20 protein-coding genes are annotated in these 20837 nt (G+C 66.8%); 15 read left to right on the forward strand and 5 right to left on the reverse strand.

Annotated elements, in window-relative coordinates; genetic code table 11:
• Positions 1–282 precede the first annotated feature (282 nt).
• Positions 283–1113 carry a MerR family transcriptional regulator gene (locus SBI67_RS20870; RefSeq protein WP_318982388.1) on the reverse strand — a complete coding sequence of 277 codons (831 nt, stop codon included), beginning with the start codon at positions 1111–1113 and terminating at the stop codon, positions 283–285.
• A gap of 126 nt (positions 1114–1239) precedes the next feature.
• On the opposite strand from SBI67_RS20870, the gene SBI67_RS20875 reads away from it, so the two are divergent.
• From SBI67_RS20875 to SBI67_RS20885, 3 genes are all read left to right on the forward strand, one after another.
• Positions 1240–1581: a nuclear transport factor 2 family protein gene (locus tag SBI67_RS20875; protein WP_318982389.1), complete on the forward strand. Its 342-nt coding sequence runs from the start codon at positions 1240–1242 to the stop codon at positions 1579–1581.
• Positions 1578–2420: an SDR family NAD(P)-dependent oxidoreductase gene (locus tag SBI67_RS20880; RefSeq protein ID WP_318982390.1), complete on the forward strand. Its 843-nt coding sequence runs from the start codon at positions 1578–1580 to the stop codon at positions 2418–2420. Before SBI67_RS20875 ends, SBI67_RS20880 begins: the two co-directional genes overlap by 4 nt.
• A gap of 553 nt (positions 2421–2973) precedes the next feature.
• On the forward strand, positions 2974–4269 hold the full coding sequence (locus SBI67_RS20885) for a sensor domain-containing phosphodiesterase (protein WP_318982391.1): 1296 nt from the start codon (positions 2974–2976) through the stop codon (positions 4267–4269).
• Between the two features lie 24 nt (positions 4270–4293).
• Here SBI67_RS20885 and SBI67_RS20890 read toward each other — a convergent pair whose 3' ends face one another.
• Positions 4294–6495: an alkaline phosphatase family protein gene (locus tag SBI67_RS20890; RefSeq protein WP_318982392.1), complete on the reverse strand. Its 2202-nt coding sequence runs from the start codon at positions 6493–6495 to the stop codon at positions 4294–4296.
• A 238-nt stretch (positions 6496–6733) separates the two neighbouring features.
• Here SBI67_RS20890 and SBI67_RS20895 point away from each other — a divergent pair, with 238 nt between their 5' ends.
• From SBI67_RS20895 to SBI67_RS20905, 3 genes are all read left to right on the forward strand, one after another.
• Positions 6734–7525, forward strand: coding sequence for a transglutaminase-like domain-containing protein (locus SBI67_RS20895; RefSeq protein WP_318982595.1), 792 nt, complete (start codon positions 6734–6736; stop codon positions 7523–7525).
• 187 nt (positions 7526–7712) lie between these two features.
• The gene (locus SBI67_RS20900; protein WP_318982393.1) at positions 7713–7943 is read left to right on the forward strand and encodes a hypothetical protein; all 231 of its coding nucleotides are present in this window, start codon (positions 7713–7715) and stop codon (positions 7941–7943) included.
• Between the two features lie 106 nt (positions 7944–8049).
• On the forward strand, positions 8050–8208 hold the full coding sequence (locus SBI67_RS20905; protein WP_266046933.1) for a DUF6131 family protein: 159 nt from the start codon (positions 8050–8052) through the stop codon (positions 8206–8208).
• Positions 8209–8283: 75 nt separating this feature from the next.
• On the opposite strand, the gene lepB is transcribed toward SBI67_RS20905, so the two are convergent.
• Positions 8284–8958 (reverse strand): signal peptidase I, encoded by a 675-nt coding sequence (gene lepB, locus SBI67_RS20910; protein ID WP_318982394.1) that lies wholly within the window; start codon positions 8956–8958, stop codon positions 8284–8286.
• A gap of 183 nt (positions 8959–9141) precedes the next feature.
• On the opposite strand from lepB, the gene SBI67_RS20915 reads away from it, so the two are divergent.
• From SBI67_RS20915 to SBI67_RS20930, 4 genes are read left to right on the forward strand one after another with little or no spacing between them, the layout of a single operon-like run.
• Positions 9142–9969, forward strand: coding sequence for a siderophore-interacting protein (locus tag SBI67_RS20915; protein ID WP_318982395.1), 828 nt, complete (start codon positions 9142–9144; stop codon positions 9967–9969).
• Between the two features lie 11 nt (positions 9970–9980).
• A complete protein-coding gene (locus SBI67_RS20920) occupies positions 9981–11012 on the forward strand; it encodes a FecCD family ABC transporter permease (RefSeq protein ID WP_318982396.1) in 1032 nt (343 codons plus the stop codon).
• Positions 11009–12067 (forward strand): FecCD family ABC transporter permease, encoded by a 1059-nt coding sequence (locus SBI67_RS20925; protein WP_318982397.1) that lies wholly within the window; start codon positions 11009–11011, stop codon positions 12065–12067. Before SBI67_RS20920 ends, SBI67_RS20925 begins: the two co-directional genes overlap by 4 nt.
• 4 nt (positions 12068–12071) lie before the next feature.
• Positions 12072–12890: an ABC transporter ATP-binding protein gene (locus tag SBI67_RS20930; RefSeq protein ID WP_318982398.1), complete on the forward strand. Its 819-nt coding sequence runs from the start codon at positions 12072–12074 to the stop codon at positions 12888–12890.
• On the opposite strand, the gene SBI67_RS20935 is transcribed toward SBI67_RS20930, so the two are convergent.
• Entirely contained in the window at positions 12887–13837 is a 951-nt protein-coding gene (locus SBI67_RS20935; protein ID WP_318982399.1) for an iron-siderophore ABC transporter substrate-binding protein, read from the reverse strand. The two genes, SBI67_RS20930 and SBI67_RS20935, sit on opposite strands and share 4 nt — an antisense overlap.
• Before the next feature lie 124 nt (positions 13838–13961).
• On the opposite strand from SBI67_RS20935, the gene panD reads away from it, so the two are divergent.
• Positions 13962–14369, forward strand: coding sequence for an aspartate 1-decarboxylase (panD, locus tag SBI67_RS20940; RefSeq protein ID WP_318982400.1), 408 nt, complete (start codon positions 13962–13964; stop codon positions 14367–14369).
• Positions 14369–15739, forward strand: a complete 1371-nt coding sequence (locus tag SBI67_RS20945) for a lysine N(6)-hydroxylase/L-ornithine N(5)-oxygenase family protein (protein ID WP_318982401.1) — start codon at positions 14369–14371, stop codon at positions 15737–15739. The genes panD and SBI67_RS20945 overlap by 1 nt, the downstream gene beginning before the upstream one ends.
• A gap of 50 nt (positions 15740–15789) precedes the next feature.
• Here SBI67_RS20945 and SBI67_RS20950 read toward each other — a convergent pair whose 3' ends face one another.
• Positions 15790–16734: a methionyl-tRNA formyltransferase gene (locus SBI67_RS20950; protein ID WP_318982402.1), complete on the reverse strand. Its 945-nt coding sequence runs from the start codon at positions 16732–16734 to the stop codon at positions 15790–15792.
• 114 nt (positions 16735–16848) lie between these two features.
• Here SBI67_RS20950 and SBI67_RS20955 point away from each other — a divergent pair, with 114 nt between their 5' ends.
• From SBI67_RS20955 to SBI67_RS20965, 3 genes are read left to right on the forward strand one after another with little or no spacing between them, the layout of a single operon-like run.
• The gene (locus SBI67_RS20955; RefSeq protein ID WP_318982403.1) at positions 16849–17103 is read left to right on the forward strand and encodes an MbtH family protein; all 255 of its coding nucleotides are present in this window, start codon (positions 16849–16851) and stop codon (positions 17101–17103) included.
• Positions 17097–18818, forward strand: coding sequence for an ABC transporter ATP-binding protein (locus SBI67_RS20960; protein WP_318982596.1), 1722 nt, complete (start codon positions 17097–17099; stop codon positions 18816–18818). Before SBI67_RS20955 ends, SBI67_RS20960 begins: the two co-directional genes overlap by 7 nt.
• Before the next feature lie 29 nt (positions 18819–18847).
• On the forward strand, positions 18848–20656 hold the full coding sequence (locus SBI67_RS20965) for an ABC transporter ATP-binding protein (RefSeq protein ID WP_318982597.1): 1809 nt from the start codon (positions 18848–18850) through the stop codon (positions 20654–20656).
• The last annotated feature ends 181 nt before the right edge of the window (positions 20657–20837 follow it).

Genomic DNA, 20837 nt, shown 5'->3' on the forward strand with positions numbered 1-20837 from the left:
GCAAAGGACCGCCGATACGACGACCATACCCTGTCGGCCCGGTACACGACAGCCGGCGATGTGTGCAAGTCACCGGATCATTGGGTAAGCGTGGTCTGACTCAGGTCAACCCTCGGTGGCCGCCCGCCAACGCTGAACGTCCTGTACTGGGTGATAATCGAGTCTGGAAAGCGATATCGCATGCGATATCGCTTTCGGAAGGGGACCGCCCCGAGTCCTGCCGGGCGACATCCGGACATGTCAGGCGCTGCTGCGCCCTTCCGTGCTTGGAGACAAGGACTTTCACGCAGGCGGTGCCGTGGTCCGCAGAATCGGCCAACAGATTTCGGTGGCGGTGAATGCCGTGGGAGCGGACGGTGTTCCGCCGATGTAGTGCTCGCGGATCGCGCCCTGGTGGCTGATCAGGTGCTCGTTGACGTGGGTCCCCAGCGCTCCGTAACTGCGGTCGATACCTTCGTCGTGGCCGCCGGGGTGCGTGAGCACCGCGTACTCGGCCGCGGGCAGCACCTCGGCGTGGACGCCCTTCGGCGGGTCCGAGGATGGCGGCGCTGCGATGAACAGCTTGGCCTCGCCGCGCGCTTCGAGAAACAGGGCTCGGTCGTAGAGGCCCCCCAGCACGACCGCGGCACGGGCGCTTGCTGCTGTGGCGACCGCGTCATACAACGCCCTCAGCGCGGCGGCGAACCAGCCGTCGATCTCCGAGGCGTCGATGACGGAGCCGACGGACCACACGGCCAGCGCTGGCTCCTGGCGCACCTCCACCTCGGCGGGGGTGCGCCCGGGAGAGAGCAACTCGCGCAGCGCGCTCACCGTCTCGCGCGTCTGCTGCAGCTGCATTTCCATCTGTTCGAGATGCGTCGTGATGATCGCGGCGCGGTCCGCCGCGTCGTCGGTGCTCAGCAGCGCTTTGATGTCGGGAATGGACATGCCGAGCGATCGGAACCGGCGGATGATGTGCGCATGATCGACCTGGCCCGTGTCGTAGAACCGGTAGCCGGTGTGGGAGTCGATGTGGGCCGGTTCCAGGATGCCGATGTCGTGGTAGTGCCGTAGCGCCTTCCTGCTCAGGCTGGTCATCACCGCGAAGTCACCGATCGACACCCGTGCGCCCATCGCGTCCTCCTCTGTCCTCGGCCGCGCGTGAAGCGGTGAAGCCATCCTGCAGTCTCCCCCTGGGGCAAGGTCAACATTGCGGCACGCGCTTGACCTTCCCGTTGGGGGAAACCCCATCGTGGGGCCATGACCACCACCGAATGGGATGCACTCCCAGACGCCGTAAAAACCTTCATGGCTGCACTCGACGTTCGAGACGTCGGCCGGGCGCTCGCCACGCTCACTCCCGGTGCCGTGGTGACCGACGAAGGCCACGACTACACGGGGCATGACGAGATCGGGACCTGGATGGCCACCGCGGCCACCGAGTACACCTACACCACGGCATTCACCGGGTCGACCAGCACCGACGTCGGCGTGGACCTCACGCAGCATCTGGAGGGCAACTTCCCCGGCGGGGTCGCCGACTTGAACTACCGGTTCACCCTCGGCGGCGGCTTGATCAGCCGGGTGGTGATCGAGCCATGACCAAGCGCTGGCTCGTCACCGGGGGGACGCCCGGTGGCTTCGGAGTGGCGTTCGCGGAGGCGGCGCTCGAGACGGGCGGTCGCGTGGTGCTGACGTCCCGGCGTCCGGCAGAGCTGGCATCGTGGGCCGACGAATACGGCGACCGCGTCCTCGTCATCCCGCTCGACGTGACCGACGCCGTGCAGGTCTCGCGGGCGGTGCGGGTGGCCGAGGAGCACTTCGGCGGCATCGATGTGCTGGTCAACAACGCCGGCCGCGGGTGGTTCGGATCGATAGAGGGAATGGACGAGTCGTCAGTGCGGGCGATGTTCGAGCTGAACTTCTTCGCGGTGCTGTCGGTGACGCGTGCGGTGCTGCCGGGGATGCGTGCCCGCGGCGACGGATGGATCGTCAACGTGTCGTCGGTGGCCGGGCTGGTGGCGGCGACCGGATTCGGTTACTACAGCGCGACAAAGTTCGCCATCGAAGCGGTCACCGAGACGCTGCGTGCGGAGGTCGCCGGACAGGGCATCTCGGTGCTGGCGGTCGAGCCGGGCGCTTTTCGCACCAACGCCTACGCCGGCTTTGCCGATGAACCTGTCACGGAGCCGATTCCGGAGTATCACGCCATGCTGGAGCGGGTCCGCGCCACCTTTGTCGAGATGGACGGTGTGCAGCCCGGCGATCCGCACCGCGGGGCGCGGGCGGTGATCGCGGCCATGGCGCAGGACCAGCCTCCTCGGCGACTGGTGCTGGGCAACAGTGGATTCGACGCCGTGACGGCCACGCTCGAAGGGGCGCTTGCCGACATTCGGGCGAACGAGTCCCTGTCCCGCAGCGCAGACTTTCCCACCGGGTAGGACTTGCGTAGAACCCGACTGGGAACCGTATTGGACGCACGATGTTTGGGGATATTCGGTTGCTTCAGCGCTGCGCGTCGCCTTGACTGAAGAGATGCACGAGGGGGAGAAGCTACTATTGCTCGGTGCCGCGTCGCGGCGGCAGCCGGTGCGATCACCGGAACTACGCGGGTGGGAAGCGCTACGCCACAGCGCGTTTGGCTCCATATGGAGCCGGCATTGCGCTCATGTCGAGGTTGCCGGTGGCGCGGCGTGGGTGCTGCGCGCGGAGGCCACACGGTAGCCACCCCCACTGGTCGCGTGGGACCGCCTATGGCGGCGCCGGCATGAACTCTGATTATGGTTGCGATTTCACGGAATTGGAGATTTCAGCCCGCTCGGCGGCATGAACGGCGGGCACCCAGGTTTTCTACAGGTTATTTGCCTGTTGCGCACCGCTGGCGCCATATATGTGCGTAACCTGGGTGAATCTGCGACGCTGCGAGCTTCGCTGACCTCGCCTCACATCAGCACCACATGCCGGGGTTCGTGGCCGTTGCGGAGGAAGGGCGCAATGAAACGGCTGGTAGACGCATTGACCACCTCGGTGGATCCGGCGTCACTGATGTGTCGCGTCGCCGAGCAAGCGTGTGCCTTCATGGTCAATGCCGACGGTGCTGCAATCAACCTGCTTCGTGCCTCCGACAATGCCTTTGTGACCGTTTCCGCCAGCGGCGTCCTATCGCCTGCTCTGGGCTTCGTCATCGCCATGGACCACAGTTTGCAGGGCGTTGCGGCGCAGGAAAAGCGACCGCATCTGGTGGACGACGCGTTGATCGACACCCGGTTGGCTCCGAAAGTGCGGGCACTCAACAAGCAGTGGGGCACCCGGTCATGGGCGGTGATTCCGTTGATACGCAACGGTGCAGCGATGGGTTCTCTGATGCTGGCTGCCAGAGCGCGGGCTGCTTTCACCGCGAAGGACATCGGCCCGATGGTTGTCGTCAGCGACTTCGTTTCGGCCTTGATCAGCAGCCAGTCCGAACTCTCGACGCTGCTGACCCATGCGATGAACGATGACCACAAGCATGCGCAGGGCGCCTTCCCGGCTCGATTCGTCGCATCGCTCATGGTGCCGGAGGCGGTCGAGGCCGAAAGCCACCAGATCCGACTGGACGAGCTGCTCGCGCACCCGGAAGCTCTTCGAGTAGCGTTCCAGCCCATCGTGCACCTGACGAGTCGCAAAACCATCGCCTACGAAGGGTTGGCACGGTTTCCCACCTTGTCGGAGTTGACTCCGGCGCAATGGTTCGGCACGGCGCGGCGCCTGGGGCGAGGTCTCGACCTGGAAGAAGCTGCGCTGCACGCGGTATTGGCCGGCGCGGGCAACATCCAGGCTGATTGTCCGATCGCGGTCAACCTCAGTCCGACCGCGGTGCTCGAAGAACGAATTCAGGACTTCTTGATAGCCCAAGACCGTAAGCTGATCATCGAGATCACCGAACATGAGCCGTTTCCCGATGACCTCGCCGTGGGGCTGAAGCGCCTGCGTGAGCGGGGGATGAGCCTGGCTGTCGACGATGCCGGTGCCGGTTATGCCAGCTTTACCCAACTGCTGCGACTTCGTCCCGACATCATCAAGATCGACGGTGAGTTGACCGCCGACATCGACAACGATCCCGCGAAGCGGGCGATCGCCACCGCGCTCACCTCCCTGGGTGCTGAGATGGGCGCGCAAATCGTCGCCGAAGCAGTGGAGACGACCGGTCAGCTCCAGACCCTGATTCATCTCGGTGTCGAGTACGGCCAGGGCTTCGGCCTCGGTCGGCCAGAACACGCGCAGAAGTCCTGCCGGCGCAGATTGTCGTGATTCGAGTGTCGGCACATCCGATACCTAGACAGTCGCCGGTGGCGTCCAGAATTCGTTCATCGGCTGGGCGTACGCGTCGTTCGCGGTGAGCGTCGGCAAGCCGAGGGAATCCTCGATGGTGCGCAGCAGGCTGTAGTGGTTGGCGTAGCCGTCGACCGTGAAGTTGCCGGTTCGCATCCCAGCCGTCACCGCGCCCGGTGACGGGATGACGATCGTCACCACATGGTTGCCCTCGTTGGCGAAGCCGAGGGAGAGGTTGTTGCTGTCTTCGTCGAAGGTGAGGAAGATCGCGCTCTTCTGAGTGGAGTCTTGCCAGACAGTCGAATTCACGATTGTCGAGACGGTGTCCCGGATGAACGCGTCGCCCGCCTTGATGTTGTACTGGCGGTTGGTCAGCAGGCTGGCGACATAACTGAGGACGCCGCCCACCGAATTGACCGGGCCCTCCATATTGTTGGCTTCGTTAGCGGCGAACCAGACGAAGTTGGGCGTGGTATCAGCCGATTTCAAGTCCTTGTCCAGTTGGGTCAGCGGGAACAGGTGCGCCGCGGCCCGGGCCGGATCGTCGTAGATGTCGTGGTAGGCGAGGAAGGGCAGTTGGTCGGGCGCATAGTCGGCGGTTTCCACGTACGGGCCGGCCGCAGACATGCCCTGCGCGTACCCGGCCCATGTCTTTTTGGCGGTCTCGATGTTGTCGGCCAGGTTGTGCTGGTCGATGCAATCGGTCGGGCAGTTGTAGTTGAAGCCGAAATCCGAGCCCCCGAGGATCGGGTAGTAGTTGGGGTCGCTGGGGTGAGTCAGCGCGTAGTAGGCGGTTGCCGCACCGTAGGTGTCGAGGAGGCTGTTGATGTACGGGGCGTTCGGACTTCCGACGACGTCGCGATAACCCTTGTTTTCCATGTACACCATGAAGACGTGGTCCAGCGCGCCGACGGTGGACGCCGGGTGAGCGGGCGGCGCGGGTGCGGGCAGTGCGGCGCCGACGGTGAACGACAGGTCGTCGGCGTAGGCGTTGTTGTAGCCCAGCGCCGCGGGGTTCGAATCCTTGAGCGTGACGACGACCCGCGCCGAGCGGGCGCCGACCGGGATGACGCCCGACGTATCCCGCGCGAGCAAGCCGGTCTGCAACCACCGATCAAGCGCCGTGACGGGGCCGATCTTGCCGGTGCCCAAGGGGGTTCCGTCGTCGGCCAGGAACTGCTCGGTGATCGACGCCGCAGACGGGTCGGTCGATGCGCCGCCCAGCCGCCCGCTGAGCGTGAACGGCACCGCACCGGCGTCGATGCTCGGCGCCGCCGCTGCGAGGTCCACGGTTTGCGACAGTGTCGACGTGCCCACGTTGCCGCCGCCGAAGAACTGGGTGTCGGTGGGTGAGGGCCGCACGCTGGGGTAGCTGCCCCACACCGGGCCCGGCGTCGACAGGGGCCAGGCTGTGCGGCGCTTCGCGCCGTATTCGATGACCGTCGGGGTGCCGGTTACCGACCAGCCGGGAATGGTCACCGAACTCGTGCCGGACAGCGACGGATCACCGACTTCGGCGCTCGGGTTCACCAACAGGTTGGGACTGGTCACCGACCAGGCAGGCGTGACGTGAGGTGGGAAGAGATTCTGTTCGACCTCTTTGCGCACCCACGCCAGCACCGTCCACACCACGGGGGACTGCGGGGGAACGTGCGACGGCAGCGTCGAAACCAGCGGTCCCAGGGCCGCCTTGATGAGTTGCTTGGCGGCGGTGACCACGGCACCGACCAGCGTGGGCGGATGCGACGGTGCCACCGCCGGCGTGGCCGTCGGCGCCGCGGTGGCCGATATCGCCACCGCCAGATGGGTGGTGGGCGCGGGTGCCGACGCGGGCGTGATGTCGGCGGGGCCGGGATCGGCCGGTGGCTTGGTGGCCTTCTTGAGCGGGTGCGTCGACGAGGTGGTGGTGGTCTGGGCCGGCACCGGCTTCTTCGGGGGCGGATCGGCAACGGCGGGGCGATGTTTGTGTGTCGCGGCAGTGTGGGCCACGGCGGTGGGCGTCGTGGCGTCCGGGGACGCCGGGGTTGCGGACGGCGCCGGGGTTCTGGAGAGTGAAGCATCCGCGGCCGGCGCGGAGTCAGAGACACCCGGGCTCGTGGATGGCGGCTCGGCCGACGCGACCCAGTCCGGCATCGTCACGCCGACGCCCACGCCGAGAAATACCGCCAGTGCCCCGACTCTGCCGATGTACCGTGAGCAGTTCATCGAGGCTCCCTTCGCAAGGGCCGGACCGCGTGACCACCCCGGAATGTGACGTCAGGCTAGTCCCCTGGGGTTGCGGTACGGAGGCATATCAGCGGGTTGATATTCGATGCGGCGCCGGTGCGCACCTGCGCGTCCCAGCCTTTAAGGTTGAGCCGCAATCCTGCACCTTGGCGTGGCACCGCCGCCACGCCGCCTCGACCATGGATCGGCGGAGATCATCAGCATCCTCATCCGCGAGGTGGGCACCCACCTCGACGTGGACATCACCGAGCCGGCCGCCCTGGAGTTCCAGATCGCCGTGGCCCCACACCCGGGCGCTGAGGTGTCGGAGTCACTGACGTTCGTCTTGAACGGGCAAACAGTCTTCGCCACCGAGATCACCGGCGTGCACGGCAATCGCATCCACAAACTGGACGTCGGGGTGGGCAGTCTCACCGTCGACTACGCCGCGACCATCACCGGCCGGGGCCACCCCGCTCCGGTCACCGACTATGACCTGTCGCAGTACCTGCGACCGAGCCGCTACGCCGAATCGGACAAGTTCTTCGGTTTCGCCGGGTACGAGTTCGGCCGATACACCGACACCGCCATGCTGTTGGAGGCCATTTCGTCGTGGGTGGGGGCGCGGTTGCGCTACGTGCCGGGCAGCAGCGATCCCATCGACGGGGCCGAGGACACCCTGCTGGCCGGTGCGGGCGTATGCCGCGACTACGCGCACCTTGTCGTCGCGCTACTGCGGGCCGTCAATGTCCCGGCGCGCCTCGTCGCGGCGTATGCGCCGGGCTGTGTACCCATGGACTTCCACGCGGTCGCCGAAGCCTTCGTGAACGGTCACTGGTACGTCGTCGACGCGACCTACCTGGCGCCGCGTCAAACGTTGGTCCGCATCGCTACCGGACGCGACGCCGCGGACACGGCCTTCCTCGACAATCACGGCGGCTCCATCACACTCAGCAACATGGTCGTCACCGCGTCCACCAATCAGCCGCTGCCGTTCGACGCGCACGACGAACTGATCTCGCTCAGTTGATCTCCACCCCGGTCAGTTCCTCCGACACCGTCCTCAAGCGTGCGGCGGTTTCGTTGTCGCGCAGCCGCTTCCGCAGTGCCTGTGCGCCGGGCGGGCCGTCACCCGGTCGTCGGTGATGAGCAGCTGTTGTCGGTGATCGGCGCGGCGACGAGGGTGTGAGCTCGGCACGCATGGGTACACCCCGGCCATGGGGATCACGAAAGAAGACGTGAGTGCACTGTTGGCGGCCGACGATGACGCGAAGCTGGTGTTGGTCGAAGGGCGCACCGAGATTGTCGCCGGCTCATCCAGCGAGGGCCTGGAGGTGATCTCGCGAGCGGACCTGGTGGTCCGGATGGGCAACGCGGAGCCGTCCGAGCGTGAACTGGCCGAGCAGGCGGCCGCCCTGCAGACCGCGGTATCCGAGCTCGGTGGGTGATCCCGCGCACCGAACGTTGCTGCCGCTGACGATCTCACGTGATTAGAAGGCGGCACTGCCGGGTATACGCGTGTTGTCGCTGTCGTCAATAACCAAGGAGCCCACGGTGATCGTCCTCGGCATCATCCTCATCGCGATCGGCTATCTGTTGCCGGTCCCCGCAGTCATTGCCACCATCGGCTGGATCGTCCTGGTCGTCGGCTTGGTGCTGCTGGTGCTCGGCCAGGTCGGGCGCCCCGTCGGCGGGCGCAAAGTCTGGTACTAGCGTCCGATCCGGCATATCGACCCGGTACCCCCGAGCCCCGGCCCGGGGGTACTGGCTTGTCGGAAGGGTTAGCGCTCAACGGATTTGGCGGCCACCGGGCTCTACCGACCAGACCAGGCCGATGACGTCGTCCACCGCGACGGTCCCCGCTGCCGCGTCACCGGTGCACAACACGCCACGCTCGACGTGCGCTTGCACATGGGCGCAGTACACCCGCGAATCGGCCGAATGCGTGCGGTTGTCGCCCATCACCCACAATCTGCCCGCAGGCACCGTGACCGGGCCGAAGGCGCTGCCCAAGCAGGGCAAGAGCGCTGGATCCACTTCCAGCGCCGTCTTGTCCAGATAGGGCTGGGCGATCGGGCGGCCGTCCACCGTGACCCCGGTCTCCATCCGGCATTCGACGGTTTGCCCGCCCACTGCGATGACCCGCGTGACGATCGCGTGGTCATCTGGTGCGCCGAGGCCGAACACCGCCAGCGCATCCTGCGCCCAGCGCAGCACTGGATTGGCGGATCGGGGCGACGGGTAACCGACGTCCCACTGGGCCGGGGCGCGCAACACCACGACATCACCGGGCCGGGGCGGGCGACTGCGGAACGCGAGTTTGTTGACGACGACCCGATCGTCGGCCTGCACCGTCGGCGCCATCGCGACCGACGGTATCCGGTACTCCTGTCCGATGAATGCGAGGACCAGCGCCCATGCCGTGAGCGCCAGCGCCACGAGGAGCGTCCCGGCAATCACCATCACACGCAGGATCGGCCTCCTGCGCGCGATCGTTGTCCGCGAACCCGACATGGACGCCGTGCCCCCTTACTCGTAAGTGGTGCCGCTCAGCGTAGGCGTGACATTCGCCGCCGACCGATCTGCCTGATCGGCCGGCTGCATCCGGGAGTCAATGTGGTCGCGGGTTAGGTTAGCCTGCACTGCATGGGAGTTGTGCAGGGTGCCGTCACCGAGGTCAGCCAAATCGGTCCTCGTATCCGGCGGGTGGTCTTCGAGGTCCCGGAAATCGCAGCGCTTGGACTGCCGGCCGTCGGCGATGCCGCCGTCGGTATCTACTTCCCGTCGCTCGGGCCCGCCGATCCGGACGCCGAGACCGACGGACGCAACTACACCGTGCGCCACGCCGACGGCCGGCACCTCACCTGCGATTTCGTCCTGCACGAAACAGGCCTGGCCACCTGCTGGGTACGGCGCGCCACCCCCGGCCAGCGGGTCCAACTGGACCACGCACGCAGCTGGTACCGGCCCGAGCCGGCCAGCGTCTGGCAGCTGCTGGTCGCCGACCTGTCCGGACTCCCCGCGCTGGCCCGGATTCTGGAGGAACTACCCCAGGGCGCTGCCGCCACCGCGATTGTCGAGGTCGCCGACGAGGACGACCTTGCCTATCTGCCTGCCCGGCCCGACATCCCGCGAATCGTCACCATCGGTAGCGGCAACGGTCACGCGCCAAGCGCACTACCGGACCTGGTTCGTGCCTATCGCCACCCTGACGGCCGGGGATACTGCTGGTTCGCCGGGGAGGCGCAGGCCACCCGCGTGGTTCGCAAGCATCTGCGCGGTGCGTGTGGCTGGGTGGCCGACCAATACGACATCGTCGGGTACTGGCGGTTCGACTCCGAAACATGGGACCGCAGATACGCGGCGGTCAGCGCGGAGGTGGAGGCGACCTATGAGCGGGCACTCGCCGCGGGCAAGGGCCCGAAGATCGCCGCCGAGGAGTACGACCTCGCACTCGAACGCGCCGGCCTGTAGGCACGGCACCCATGGCGATCTCTACCGCCGAGCCTGACCTCGCCGCATCGGCGCGGCGCCGTCTGACCGGCTTGCTGACCTGTGTCGCGGTCCTCGTGGTGGCGTGCGTGCTCAGTCTGGCCGTCGGCACCCAGACCGTGAGTCTGACGACGGTCTGGCAGGCCGTCACCGACTACAGCGACACCGGCAACGAATGGATCGTCCACGAACTGCGCATCCCGCGCACGGTCCTCGGCATCGTCGTCGGCGTGGCGCTGGGCCTCAGTGGTGCGCTCATCCAGGGCATCACCCGTAATCCGCTGGCGGACAGCCAAATCCTGGGCATCGAGTCGGTAGCGGGTCTCTTCGTGGTGTCGGCGATCGCGTTGCTGGGTTTCCATTCGCTGTCGAGCTACATCTGGTTCGCCTTCCTCGGTGCCTTCGTGGCGATGCTGGCCGTCTACGCGGTGGCCGCGTCGGGACGGATGACGGCCACACCCGTGCGGATGCTGCTGGCCGGCGTCGCCGTGGGCGCCGTGGCCGACGGGGTCTCGTTCTCCATCCGGTTGCACTACCCGCGCGCCTTCGACTCGATGCGGTTCTGGGATGCCGGTGCCCTCGACGGCAGGTCGCTGGACGTCGCGGTGACCGTGGCGCCGTTCGTGGTGCTCGGGGCGGTGCTATGCCTGTATGTCAGTCGGGGGCTCAACGCCGTAGCGCTCGGGGACGATCTGGCGGTGGCCATGGGAGGCAACGTCGTTCGCACCCGGATGTTGGGCCTGCTGGGGGTGACGTTGCTGGCCGGCGCGGCCACCGCCGCGGCCGGGCCGATCGGGTTCGTCGGACTGATGGTGCCGCACGCGGTGCGGTGGTTCACCGGGCCGGACTGGCGATGGATCTGCGCCTACTGCGTGTTCGCGGCACCGGCGCTGCTTCTCGTGGCCGATGTGCTCGGCCGAGTGGTGGTAGCCCCGGGCGAGCTGCCCGCCGGGATCGTCACCGCCTTCATCGGGGCGCCGGTCCTGATCTGGCTGGTTCGCCGGACCAAGGCGACCGCGCTGTGAACCGGCTCCAGCCCGTCGATTTCGGCCGCAGGCAGCTGGTGCTGCGCCGTGAACCGGCGTTGTCACTGCGGGCTTCGTGGCGCAGCATCGCGGTGCTGACGGCGCTGGGGGTCGGTGCGCTGATCCTCGCGGTGCTGGCGCTGGGCGTAGGCGAGTACCCCGTGTCACCCGCCGAGGTGATCGATGTGCTGATCGGTCGGGAGCAGGGTTTTGTCAGTGTGCTCGTCCTACAGTGGCGATTGCCCAGGATCGTGCTCGCATTGGTGATCGGTGCGGCACTGGGCATGTCGGGGGCCATCTTCCAGGCTTTGACCCGCAATCCGCTGGGCAGCCCCGACGTGATCGGGTTCAATTTCGGGGCCTATACCGGCGCACTGGTGGCCATCGGCGCGTTCGGCGGCGGGTACTACCTCACCGCGCTCGGCGGGGTGATTGGTGGCCTGCTGACTGCCGTGGTGGTGTACCTGTTGGCCTACCGACACGGGGTGGCCGGGTTCCGGCTCATCATCGTCGGTATCGGTGCGGGCGCCATGCTGAGCTCGCTGAACCAATGGATCATCCTCAAGATCAAACTGCACCAGGCGATCACGGCGGCGATCTGGCAGCAAGGCACCCTCAGCGGGCTGCACTGGGAACAAGCGATCCCCGTGCTGGTGTGCGTCGCGGTCGTCGTCGCCATCCTGGTGCCGATCGGGCCGCAACTGCCGATCCTGCAGATGGGTGACGACGCCGCGGGCGGACTCGGCGTGCGACCGGAGCGGGCCAGACTGGTCTACTTCGGCGTCGGCGTCCTGCTCATCGCGGTGGCCACCGCCGCTGCCGGACCCATCTCGTTCGTCGCGCTGGCGGCACCCCAACTGGCCCGCCGGGTCGCGGGGACCCCGGGCGTCGGGATCATCTCCTCGGCGGTGATGGGTGCGTTCCTGTTGCTGTCCAGCGATCTCATCGCACTGAGAATCTTTGCCCCGGCCGAACTTCCGGTGGGGGCGGTCACCGTGGTGGCCGGCGGGGTGTATCTGATCTGGCTGCTGGTCGTGCAGGCCAGGAAGGGATAGTGACATGACCGAGTTGGGTGCGCGTGATCTGTCGCTGGGATACGGCGACCGCCGCATTGTGGACGGGTTGACGGTCGACATCGCCGAGGGCGCCATCACCGCGATTGTCGGCCCGAACGCCTGCGGCAAGTCGACGTTATTGCGTGGCCTGGCGCGCCTGCTGCGTCCGGCCGGGGGACAGGTGATCCTCGACGGCGCCGATATCACGGGCTTGCGGACCAAAGATGTTGCCCGGAAGCTGGGACTGCTGCCGCAATCCTCCATCGCACCGGAAGGCATCACGGTGGCGGATCTGGTGGCGCGGGGCCGCTTTCCGCATCAACGGGTCCTGCGGCAGTACTCGCAGCAGGACCAGCAGGCCGTCACCGAGGCCATGGCTGCCACCGGTGTCACCGCGATCGCGGGCCGGCCGGTGGACGAACTGTCCGGTGGCCAGCGTCAACGGGTGTGGGTGTCGATGGTGTTGGCGCAAGAGACACCGTTGATCCTGCTCGACGAGCCGACGACCTATCTGGACATCGCCCACCAGATCGAACTGCTGGACCTGTTCGTGGAGTTGAACGCCACCCAGGCCCGAACCATCATCGCGGTGTTGCACGACCTCAACCATGCCTGCCGGTTCGCGGACCGGATCATCGCGATGAAGGCGGGGGAGATTGTGGCCCAAGGGGATCCGCCCGCGGTGATCACCGCTGACTTGGTCGAGGATGTCTATGGCCTGAAGTGCCAGATCATCGACGACCCCCAGACGGGGACGCCGCTGGTGATACCCCGGGCGTCCGCTCGCGACAGGGCGCGGGCGGACGCCCGGAGTGGCGGTTAAGAGTTCGACAAGTCGGCGACCGGCTTGCCGGTCAGCGCGTTGCTCAGCTGCGGCGTCAGCACATTCAGCGCGTAGAGCAGTGCCTCGGGCCCGCTGTAGGTGAGGGCGCCGCTGAGCGTGGAATCCGAGCCGGCGTACAGGGTGCGTCCGTCCTGAACCACCTTGAGCCTGCTGAACGCGGGCGAACCGGCGACCTGTTCCTTGGTGAGACCGTTGACGAACAGCACGTCACCTTCGAGCAGGGAGAGCTTCTCGTCGGAGACATCACCGGTGTCATGCTGGGCCTTGAATCCGAGGGCGTCGAACAGCTGACGGCGTGGATCGCCGGCCGGGAGCAGGTACTGCGAGTTCAGCTCGGTGGTGTAGTCCGCGACCAGCGTCTTGCCGGCGAATTCGGGATGCGAGGTTTTGATCTCGCTGATCTTGGAGTTGACCTTGTCGACCAACCCCTGCGCTTCCGTCTCCTTGCCCAGGGCCTTGCCGATCGTCAGAAGCTGCACATCCCAGGGGGTTTCCTCGTCGGGATACTTGTCGGACTGCACCACGGTCGGCGCGATCTGCGACAACTGGTCGTAGGTTTTCTTGTCGATGGTTTCGTAGATCGCGAAGATGACGTCCGGCTTTGCCTTGGCAATGGCCTCGAAGTTGATCTCGTCACCGGGGATCACCGGCACGCCCTTGCCGTCGGTGGCGGTCTTCACCCAGGGGAAGTCGTTGTAATTGTCGAAGAAGCTGCGGGTACCGACAGGTACGACGCCGAGGGCCAGCACATCGTCCTGGTCATTCCAGCCGACGGTGACCACGCGTTGCGCATTGGCGGGCACCTTGGTTTCGCCGAACTTGTGTGCAATCGCGATGGTTTGTGCCCCGACCGACGTGCTCGCGGCGGCGGAGTCGTTCTTGGCAGTGGACCCGCCGCAGCCGGCGAGGAGGGCGGCGGTGACCAAGAGTGCACACGTGCGACCCAGGATGGAACCAACATTTGTAAGCGGCATTAGGTTAGGTTAACCTACGCTTCGCGCCTGACGGTGGGTTGGGTGCGAACTAACTTAACAACCGCTGGAGGGACATATGTTCCGAACCATGCTGGGGGGCAAGGTGCATCGCGCTACTGTCACCCAGGCTGACCTGCACTACGTCGGATCGATCACCATCGACGAGGACCTGATGCGAGCTGCGGACATTCTCGAAGGCGAGCAAGTCGACGTCGTCGACATCACCAACGGTGCGCGGCTGACCACCTATGCCATCACCGGCGCCGCCGGCTCCGGAATCATCGGGATCAACGGGGCCGCAGCGCATCTGATCAACCCTGGTGATCTCGTGATCATCATGTCGTTCCGAACGCTGGATGAGCGCCAGATTCCCGATCATCAACCGCGGGTGGTGCACGTCGACGGCCACAATTGCATCGTGGGCCAAGGTTGCGACCCGTCCGAACCGGTACCGGGTGCGATCGACCAGATGGCGGGCGCCTGATGTCGATGTCTGCAGGGAATGGTGATTCTGGCAACGGCGTAGGCCGCGTTCTCGACGTGGTCGGCGTGGGTTTTGGCCCGTCGAACCTTGGGTTGGCAATCGCGATCGAGGAATACAACCACGACCGCGGGGCGCGTCCGGCCATAGCCGCCGAGTTCATCGAGGCGAAGCCGGAATTCGGCTGGCACACCGGCATGCTCATCCCGGGCACGACGATGCAGATTTCCTTCCTCAAAGACCTGGCCAGCCAGCGCAATGTGCGCAGCCGGTACACGTTCTTGAGCTATCTGACCGAACGTGGACGGCTCAACGACTTCATCAACCACCAGACGTTCTTTCCGACCCGCCTGGAATTTCACGACTACCTGGAATGGGCCGCCGCGCGGGTCGCCGCCACGGTGCACTACGGGATGCGTGCGGTGCGGGTACGCGACGAGGGGGACTGGCTGGCAATCGATATCGAGCGAAGCGACGGGAAGATGGGCCGGGGCGAGCGAAGCGACGGGAAATTGGGCGCCTGCACATTACGGGCTCGCACCGTGGTGCTCGCGGGTGGTCTGCAGGCGCAGTTGCCGGTCGGTGTGACGGAGACGCCTCGGCAGTTCCACAACCACGAGCTGCTGACCAAGCTGCCCGCGGTGCCGTCCACGGGCAACAACCGTTTCGTCGTGGTCGGTGCCGGGCAGAGCGCCGCCGAGGTCACCGACTACTTGCACGTCACCTATCCCGATGCGGAAGTTCACGGGGTGTTCGCCAAGTACGGATACAGTCCGGCCGACGACAGCCCTTACGCCAACCGCGTTTTCGACCCCGCAGCGGTCGATGACTTCTACACTGCGGAGCCGACGGTTCGGCAGCGGTTGATCGACTACCACCGCGCCACCAACTACTCCTGCGTCGACCTGCCGCTGATCGAGGAGTTGTACGCCCGCGAGTACGCCGAGCGGGTGGCGGGCAAGCGCCGGCTGTTCTTCCGCGGCGCCTCCAGCGTGCAGAATGCCGTCGAGCACGAGTCGGGAGTGCGCGTGACCATCGAGCACCATCCGACCCGTGTGGTCGAGGTGCTGGAGTGCGATGCAGTGGTCTATGCGACCGGGTTCATCCCCATGCCGCTGCCCGACATTCTCGGTGACCTCTACGAGGCCGGTGAATTCGGCGTGAATCTGCCCGAGCTGACCCGTGACTACCGGCTGCGGACGGCCCGGGAGATCGCCGGTGCGATCTACCTACAGGGCGGCACCGAACACACGCACGGGCTCAGCTCGTCGCTGTTGTCGAACGTCGCCGTACGCAGCGGTGAGATCGTCGAATCCATCGCACAGCGGGTGGGGGTGAACAGCCAGACCCACGAACTGGTCGGTCGACACTGAAAGGCATACTGCCGTAGCGGGGTTGGGTGACCAACCCCGCTACCTGGCGTTCATGGGCGGTCGGTCAGGTACCCGCCGCCGCGGCCGAAGTACTCCAGCGCGGCCAGCTCGGTTCCGTCGTCGAGGCGCACGCGCTGGATCACCAGGCCGGGTCCTTCGCCGCGATGGGCGTCGGCGCCGGTCACGATTACCATGCCGTCACCTTCGGCGATGAACACGCGGCCGGGCGTTCCGCCGTAGCGGTACCGCGACACCGTGGCCTTGAGCACCCGGACGCGCTCGCCGCGGTAGTAGGTGACGGCATTCGGGTACGGATCGGACAATGCCCGCACGAAGCGGTCCAATTCGGCTGCAGACCAACGCCAGTCGATGATGCTGTCGCGGGCCGAGCGCTTATGGAAGAACGTGCGGTCGTCCAGGTTCTGGGGTGTCCAGGTGGCTGTGCCGCGCTCGATGAGGTCCAGCGCCTCGATCAGCACCTCGGGGATGAGGTTGATGGTGGCCCGTACCAGCTCGGTGCCGGTATCCGCCGGCCCGATCGGGATCGCCCGCTGTAGCACGATGTCGCCGGTGTCCAAGCCGTCGTCCATCCGATGCGCGGTGAGGCCAACCTCGTTGGCGCCGCTGATCATCGCCCAGATCACCGGCGAGAACCCGGTGAACCGCGGCAGCATCGAGTCGTGCAGATTCAGCGTGCCGTGCGGAGGCAGATCGAACAACTCACGGGGCAGCCACGTGCGCCAATTGTTGGCCACCATGATGTCGGGCTCCGCTTCGCGGACCCGGTCGATCAGCGCATCGTCCGGTCGCTGGGCCAAATGGACCGGGATTCCGTGGTCGCGGGCCAGATCCTCGACGGAATCCGCCCAAATCGACTCATACGGTTGGTCGCTGGGTGGGTGGGTGACTGCCAGCACGACTTCGTGGGGTGATTTGATGAGTGCCTCCAGGGTCTTGTATCCCCAGGTCTGGTACCCGAACATTGCTACCCGCATGTCTCACCTTCTGTATCTGGCTGTCTTTGGCAAGCCTAACCTTGGTAGTGTGTCCACGTTCGGGCGGGCGTGCCAGAGGTACGTCGACCGCCACGTCACTGCTGAGGAGACTTTGTGCCGGGCAACCCCTTTGACGACGAGACCGCGACGTTCTACGTGCTGGTCAACGACGAAGAGCAGCATTCGTTGTGGCCCACGTTCAAACAGGTGCCTGGCGGGTGGACCATCGCGTTCGGTGCAGACGGCCAGACCAGCCGTCAGGCCTGTTTGGATTACGTCGAGCAGAACTGGACGGACATGCGGCCAAAGAGCCTTCGGCTGCGGATGGCCGCCGCCAGCGGCCCGGCGTCGGGTGACGCGTCATCGTAGCGACCGAGCCGGCGGAACGGACTCGCACCGGCGCTGCCATCCTGTGGCGCACCGTCACCCGTAACGCCCGATTACTCACCAGCGGATCGCTGCTCATCTGCGGTCACCAGGTGTGCGAGGCGATGGTGCCGGTGCTCATCGGTGTGGTCATCGACCGGGCCGTGAAACCCGGCGACCTCACCCAGCTCTTCATCTGGATCGGGGCGCTCGCAGCGTTGTTCGTCGCACTGACCGTCGGCTACCGGCTCGGCGCGCGGCATCTGATGCGCGCGATCGCCACCGAGGGCCACCAGTTGCGTGTCGACCTGGCCCACCGGATCCTGCACCCGCAGCGGCTGCGCACCAGCCAACGCACCGGTGAGCTGCTGTCGATCGCCAGCACCGACGCCGACAACACGTCGTATCTGCTGGACTACATCCCGCGCATCGCCGGTGCGATCACCGCCATCGTGGTGTGCGCAACGGTGTTGCTCACCATCGACATCCCGCTCGGGCTGGCCGTTCTGCTCGGCACCCCGCTGATCTTGTTCGTGCTGCACTTCGGTGGGCCGGTCATCACCCGTCGCGTTGCCGACCAACAGGAACTGGCCGGCGAGGCGACCGCGATGTCGGCCGACCTCATTGCCGGGTTGCGGCCGTTGCGCGGCATCGGTGCGGAACGAGCCGCCGCGCGGCGCTACCGCACCGTGAGCCGCGATGCGATGGACGCCAGCATCCGCGCCGCCCGCACCCAGGGCGTCTACCTCGGTTTCTCCACCGCGCTGAGCGCCCTGCTGGCCGTCGGGATCGCCGTGTTGGCAGGCTGGTTCGCCTTGCGCGGCGATATCACCGTCGGGCAACTGATCACGGTGATCGGACTGGCGCAGTTCCTGCTCGAACCGTTCGGCACCATGGCCGAGGTGCCCAGCTGGATCGCCGAGGCGCGCGCCTCGGCCGAGCGGGTCGGTTGGATCGAGGACGCACCGCTGGCCCTCACCCCGGGTGTCGCCACCCTTGGCGCGGGCCCGCACGGCATCGACCTGGACGGGGTGCGGCACGGCAGCCTCGACGGCATCACCCTGTCGGTCGAACCGGGCCGACTGGTCGGCGTGGTCACCACCCGCGCCGGTGACGCCGACGCACTCGTCGGCGTGTTGTCCGGGCGGCTCGCGCGTGACGAGTACACCGGTGAGCTCCGGATCGGCGGCACCGTGGTGGAAGACCTCGACCTGGCCGAGGCCCGGCGGGCTTTGCTTGTCGAGCCGCACAAGGCCGATCTGTTCACCGGATCGCTGCGGACCAATCTCGCGGCAGGACAGGCGGATCCGTCCGATTTGACGGCGGCCCTGCAGGCCTCCAGCGCGGTGGACGTCATCGACGTGCACCGCGACGGGCTCGACCACAGCGTCACCGAGCGCGGCTCCAGCCTGTCCGGCGGTCAACGCCAACGGCTCACCTTGGCCCGGGCGCTACTGCACGCCGCGCCGGTGTTGGTGCTGCACGAACCCACCACGGCCGTGGACGCCGTGACCGAGAGCGCGGTGGCCGACGGAATCGCAACGCTGCGGCACGGCCCGGGGAAGAGCGCGTTCACCACCGTGATCGTCACCAGCAGCCCGGCGCTGCTCGCGGTTACCGACCGGGTGGTGCTGATCGACGGCGGCCGGGTGGTCGCCGAGGGAACCCACGAGGATCTGATGGACCGGCCCGACTACGCAGCGGCGGTGTTGCGATGAGCCGCTCGGGCGAAGAGCGGCAAGAACCGATGAGCCGCTCGGGCGAAGAGCATCAAGAACCGACCACCCCCACCATCCTGCCCGTCGCGACGGGTCGCGAGACCTGGGTTTGGTTGCGCCGCGAGTTGGGTTCGCGGCCAGGCGCATTGAGTGGGACGCTCTTGGTCGGTGTGCTGGCGGCGGCCGCCGCGGTGGCCCCGGTCTATGTGCTCGGCGTGCTCGTCGACCGGATCATCGACGGATCACCGACCTCGGTCATCGTCACGGTTGCCGCCGTCCTCGCCGCCGCGGCGGTCGTCGGCGGGATCGCCACCGGGTGGTCGAACTACCTGATCGGCCGGCTCGGTGCCGTCATGCTGGCCGATCTCCGGGAAGCCGGTGTGGATCGTGCGCTGGAGCTACCCACCACGACCGTAGAGCGCGTAGGCCGGGGGGATCTGCTGTCCCGGGTCAGCACGGATGTCTCGACGATCGCCAAAGCCGTGACCGATGTGTTCCCGACGATGTTCTCGGCGCTCATGCTCGCGGCGCTGACCATGGTCTCGATGGTCGGCCTGGATTGGCGTCTGGCGCTGGCCGGTGCGGTCGCCATCCCGTTCTATCTGCTGGCCCTGCGCTGGTACCTGCCGCGCTCAGCCCCGCGGTACGCCGAAGAGCGCCGCGTCATCGCCGAGCGATCACAGGTGCTGATGGAGAGCATGCTCGGAGCTCCCACCGTGCACGCCTACCACAGCCACGCCGTGCACGGCGATCGGATCGAGGACGCCTCGGCCCGGGTCCGCGACATCTCGATCGGCGTCTTCACCTTCTTCACCCGGTTCGTCAGCCGGATCAACCGTGCCGAATTCATCGGTCTCGCGGTCATTCTGGTGGCCGGATACTGGTTGGTGCAGCACGGTTCGGTGACCGTCGGCCAGACCACTGCGGCGGCCCTGCTGTTCCACCGGCTGTTCGGGCCGATCACCATGCTGCTGTTCACCGTCGACGAGGCGCAGGACGCGGGTGCCAGCCTGGCCCGGTTGGTCGGACTGGTGAGTATCCCGCAGCCGGCCGCCGCCGAGACCCCTGTCGCCGAACCCCGCGATGCGGGGCTGGAGCTGACCGGTCTGGAATTCAGCTACGACGGTGTACATCCGGTGCTGCACGGGGTGAGCCTGCGGGTCGAGCCGGGCCAGCGGGTCGCACTGGTCGGGTCGACCGGGGCCGGCAAATCCACCGTCGCCGGCATCGCCGCGGGTGTGCTGGAGCAACAGGGCGGTACGGTCCGGATCGGTGGTGTGCCGCTGACCGATCTGACCGCCGAGCAGCGGCGCCAGCATGTGGCGATCATCAGTCAGGACGTCCACGTGTTCGCCGGCGCCCTGGCCGATGACCTTCGGCTGGCCAAGCCCGACGCCACCGACGCCGAAGTGCTTGCAGCCCTGGACACCGTCGGGGCAGGCGAGTGGGTGGCCGCGCTGGAGGACGGTGTGCGGACGGTGGTGGGTGAGGGTGGCCACGAGTTGACCTCGGCCCAAGCTCAACAACTCGCGCTGGCCCGGCTGCTGCTGCTCGACCCCACCGTCGCGGTCCTGGACGAGGCCACAGCGGAGGCCGGCAGCCTGGGCGCCCGCGATCTGGAGCGCGCGGCGGCCGCTGTCACCGAGGGCCGCACCACGCTCGTCGTCGCCCACCGACTCACGCAGGCGGCCACCGCCGACCGGATCGTGGTCATGGCGCACGGCGACATCATCGAAGAAGGAACCCACGCCGAACTGATCTCGGCGCAGGGACGTTACGCCCAGCTCTGGCGTGCTTGGGCCGCGCATCACACGGATGCGGAGAGGACGGACGCGTGACGACAACAGGGGCGAGCGCAGCGACGGGGAATGGTACTGGGGCGAGCGCAGCGACGGGGAATGGCACTGGGGCGAGCGCAGCGACGGGGAATGGTACTGGGGCGAGCGCAGCGACGGGAAATGGCACAGCGGCGAGCGCAGCGACGGGAAATGACACAGCGGCGAGCGCAGCGACGGGAGA

The sequence above is a fragment of the Mycolicibacterium chengduense genome (genome assembly GCF_033741155.1).
Taxonomy (GTDB): Bacteria; Actinomycetota; Actinomycetes; order Mycobacteriales; family Mycobacteriaceae; genus Mycobacterium.

Excerpts from the sequence above, each read along its gene's own strand:
- SBI67_RS20965 (WP_318982597.1), top strand. The coding sequence starts at position 18,848 with ATGAGCCGCTCGGGCGAAGAGCATCAAGAACCGACCACCCCCACCATC.
- SBI67_RS20945 (WP_318982401.1), top strand. The coding sequence starts at position 14,369 with ATGTCGATGTCTGCAGGGAATGGTGATTCTGGCAACGGCGTAGGCCGC.
- SBI67_RS20870 (WP_318982388.1), bottom strand. The coding sequence starts at position 1,113 with ATGGGCGCACGGGTGTCGATCGGTGACTTCGCGGTGATGACCAGCCTG.
- SBI67_RS20875 (WP_318982389.1), top strand. The coding sequence starts at position 1,240 with ATGACCACCACCGAATGGGATGCACTCCCAGACGCCGTAAAAACCTTC.
- SBI67_RS20915 (WP_318982395.1), top strand. The coding sequence starts at position 9,142 with ATGGGAGTTGTGCAGGGTGCCGTCACCGAGGTCAGCCAAATCGGTCCT.
- SBI67_RS20880 (WP_318982390.1), top strand. The coding sequence starts at position 1,578 with ATGACCAAGCGCTGGCTCGTCACCGGGGGGACGCCCGGTGGCTTCGGA.
- lepB (WP_318982394.1), bottom strand. The coding sequence starts at position 8,958 with ATGGTGATTGCCGGGACGCTCCTCGTGGCGCTGGCGCTCACGGCATGG.
- panD (WP_318982400.1), top strand. The coding sequence starts at position 13,962 with ATGTTCCGAACCATGCTGGGGGGCAAGGTGCATCGCGCTACTGTCACC.
- SBI67_RS20900 (WP_318982393.1), top strand. The coding sequence starts at position 7,713 with ATGGGGATCACGAAAGAAGACGTGAGTGCACTGTTGGCGGCCGACGAT.
- SBI67_RS20885 (WP_318982391.1), top strand. The coding sequence starts at position 2,974 with ATGAAACGGCTGGTAGACGCATTGACCACCTCGGTGGATCCGGCGTCA.
- SBI67_RS20890 (WP_318982392.1), bottom strand. The coding sequence starts at position 6,495 with ATGAACTGCTCACGGTACATCGGCAGAGTCGGGGCACTGGCGGTATTT.
- SBI67_RS20930 (WP_318982398.1), top strand. The coding sequence starts at position 12,072 with ATGACCGAGTTGGGTGCGCGTGATCTGTCGCTGGGATACGGCGACCGC.
- SBI67_RS20950 (WP_318982402.1), bottom strand. The coding sequence starts at position 16,734 with ATGCGGGTAGCAATGTTCGGGTACCAGACCTGGGGATACAAGACCCTG.
- SBI67_RS20920 (WP_318982396.1), top strand. The coding sequence starts at position 9,981 with ATGGCGATCTCTACCGCCGAGCCTGACCTCGCCGCATCGGCGCGGCGC.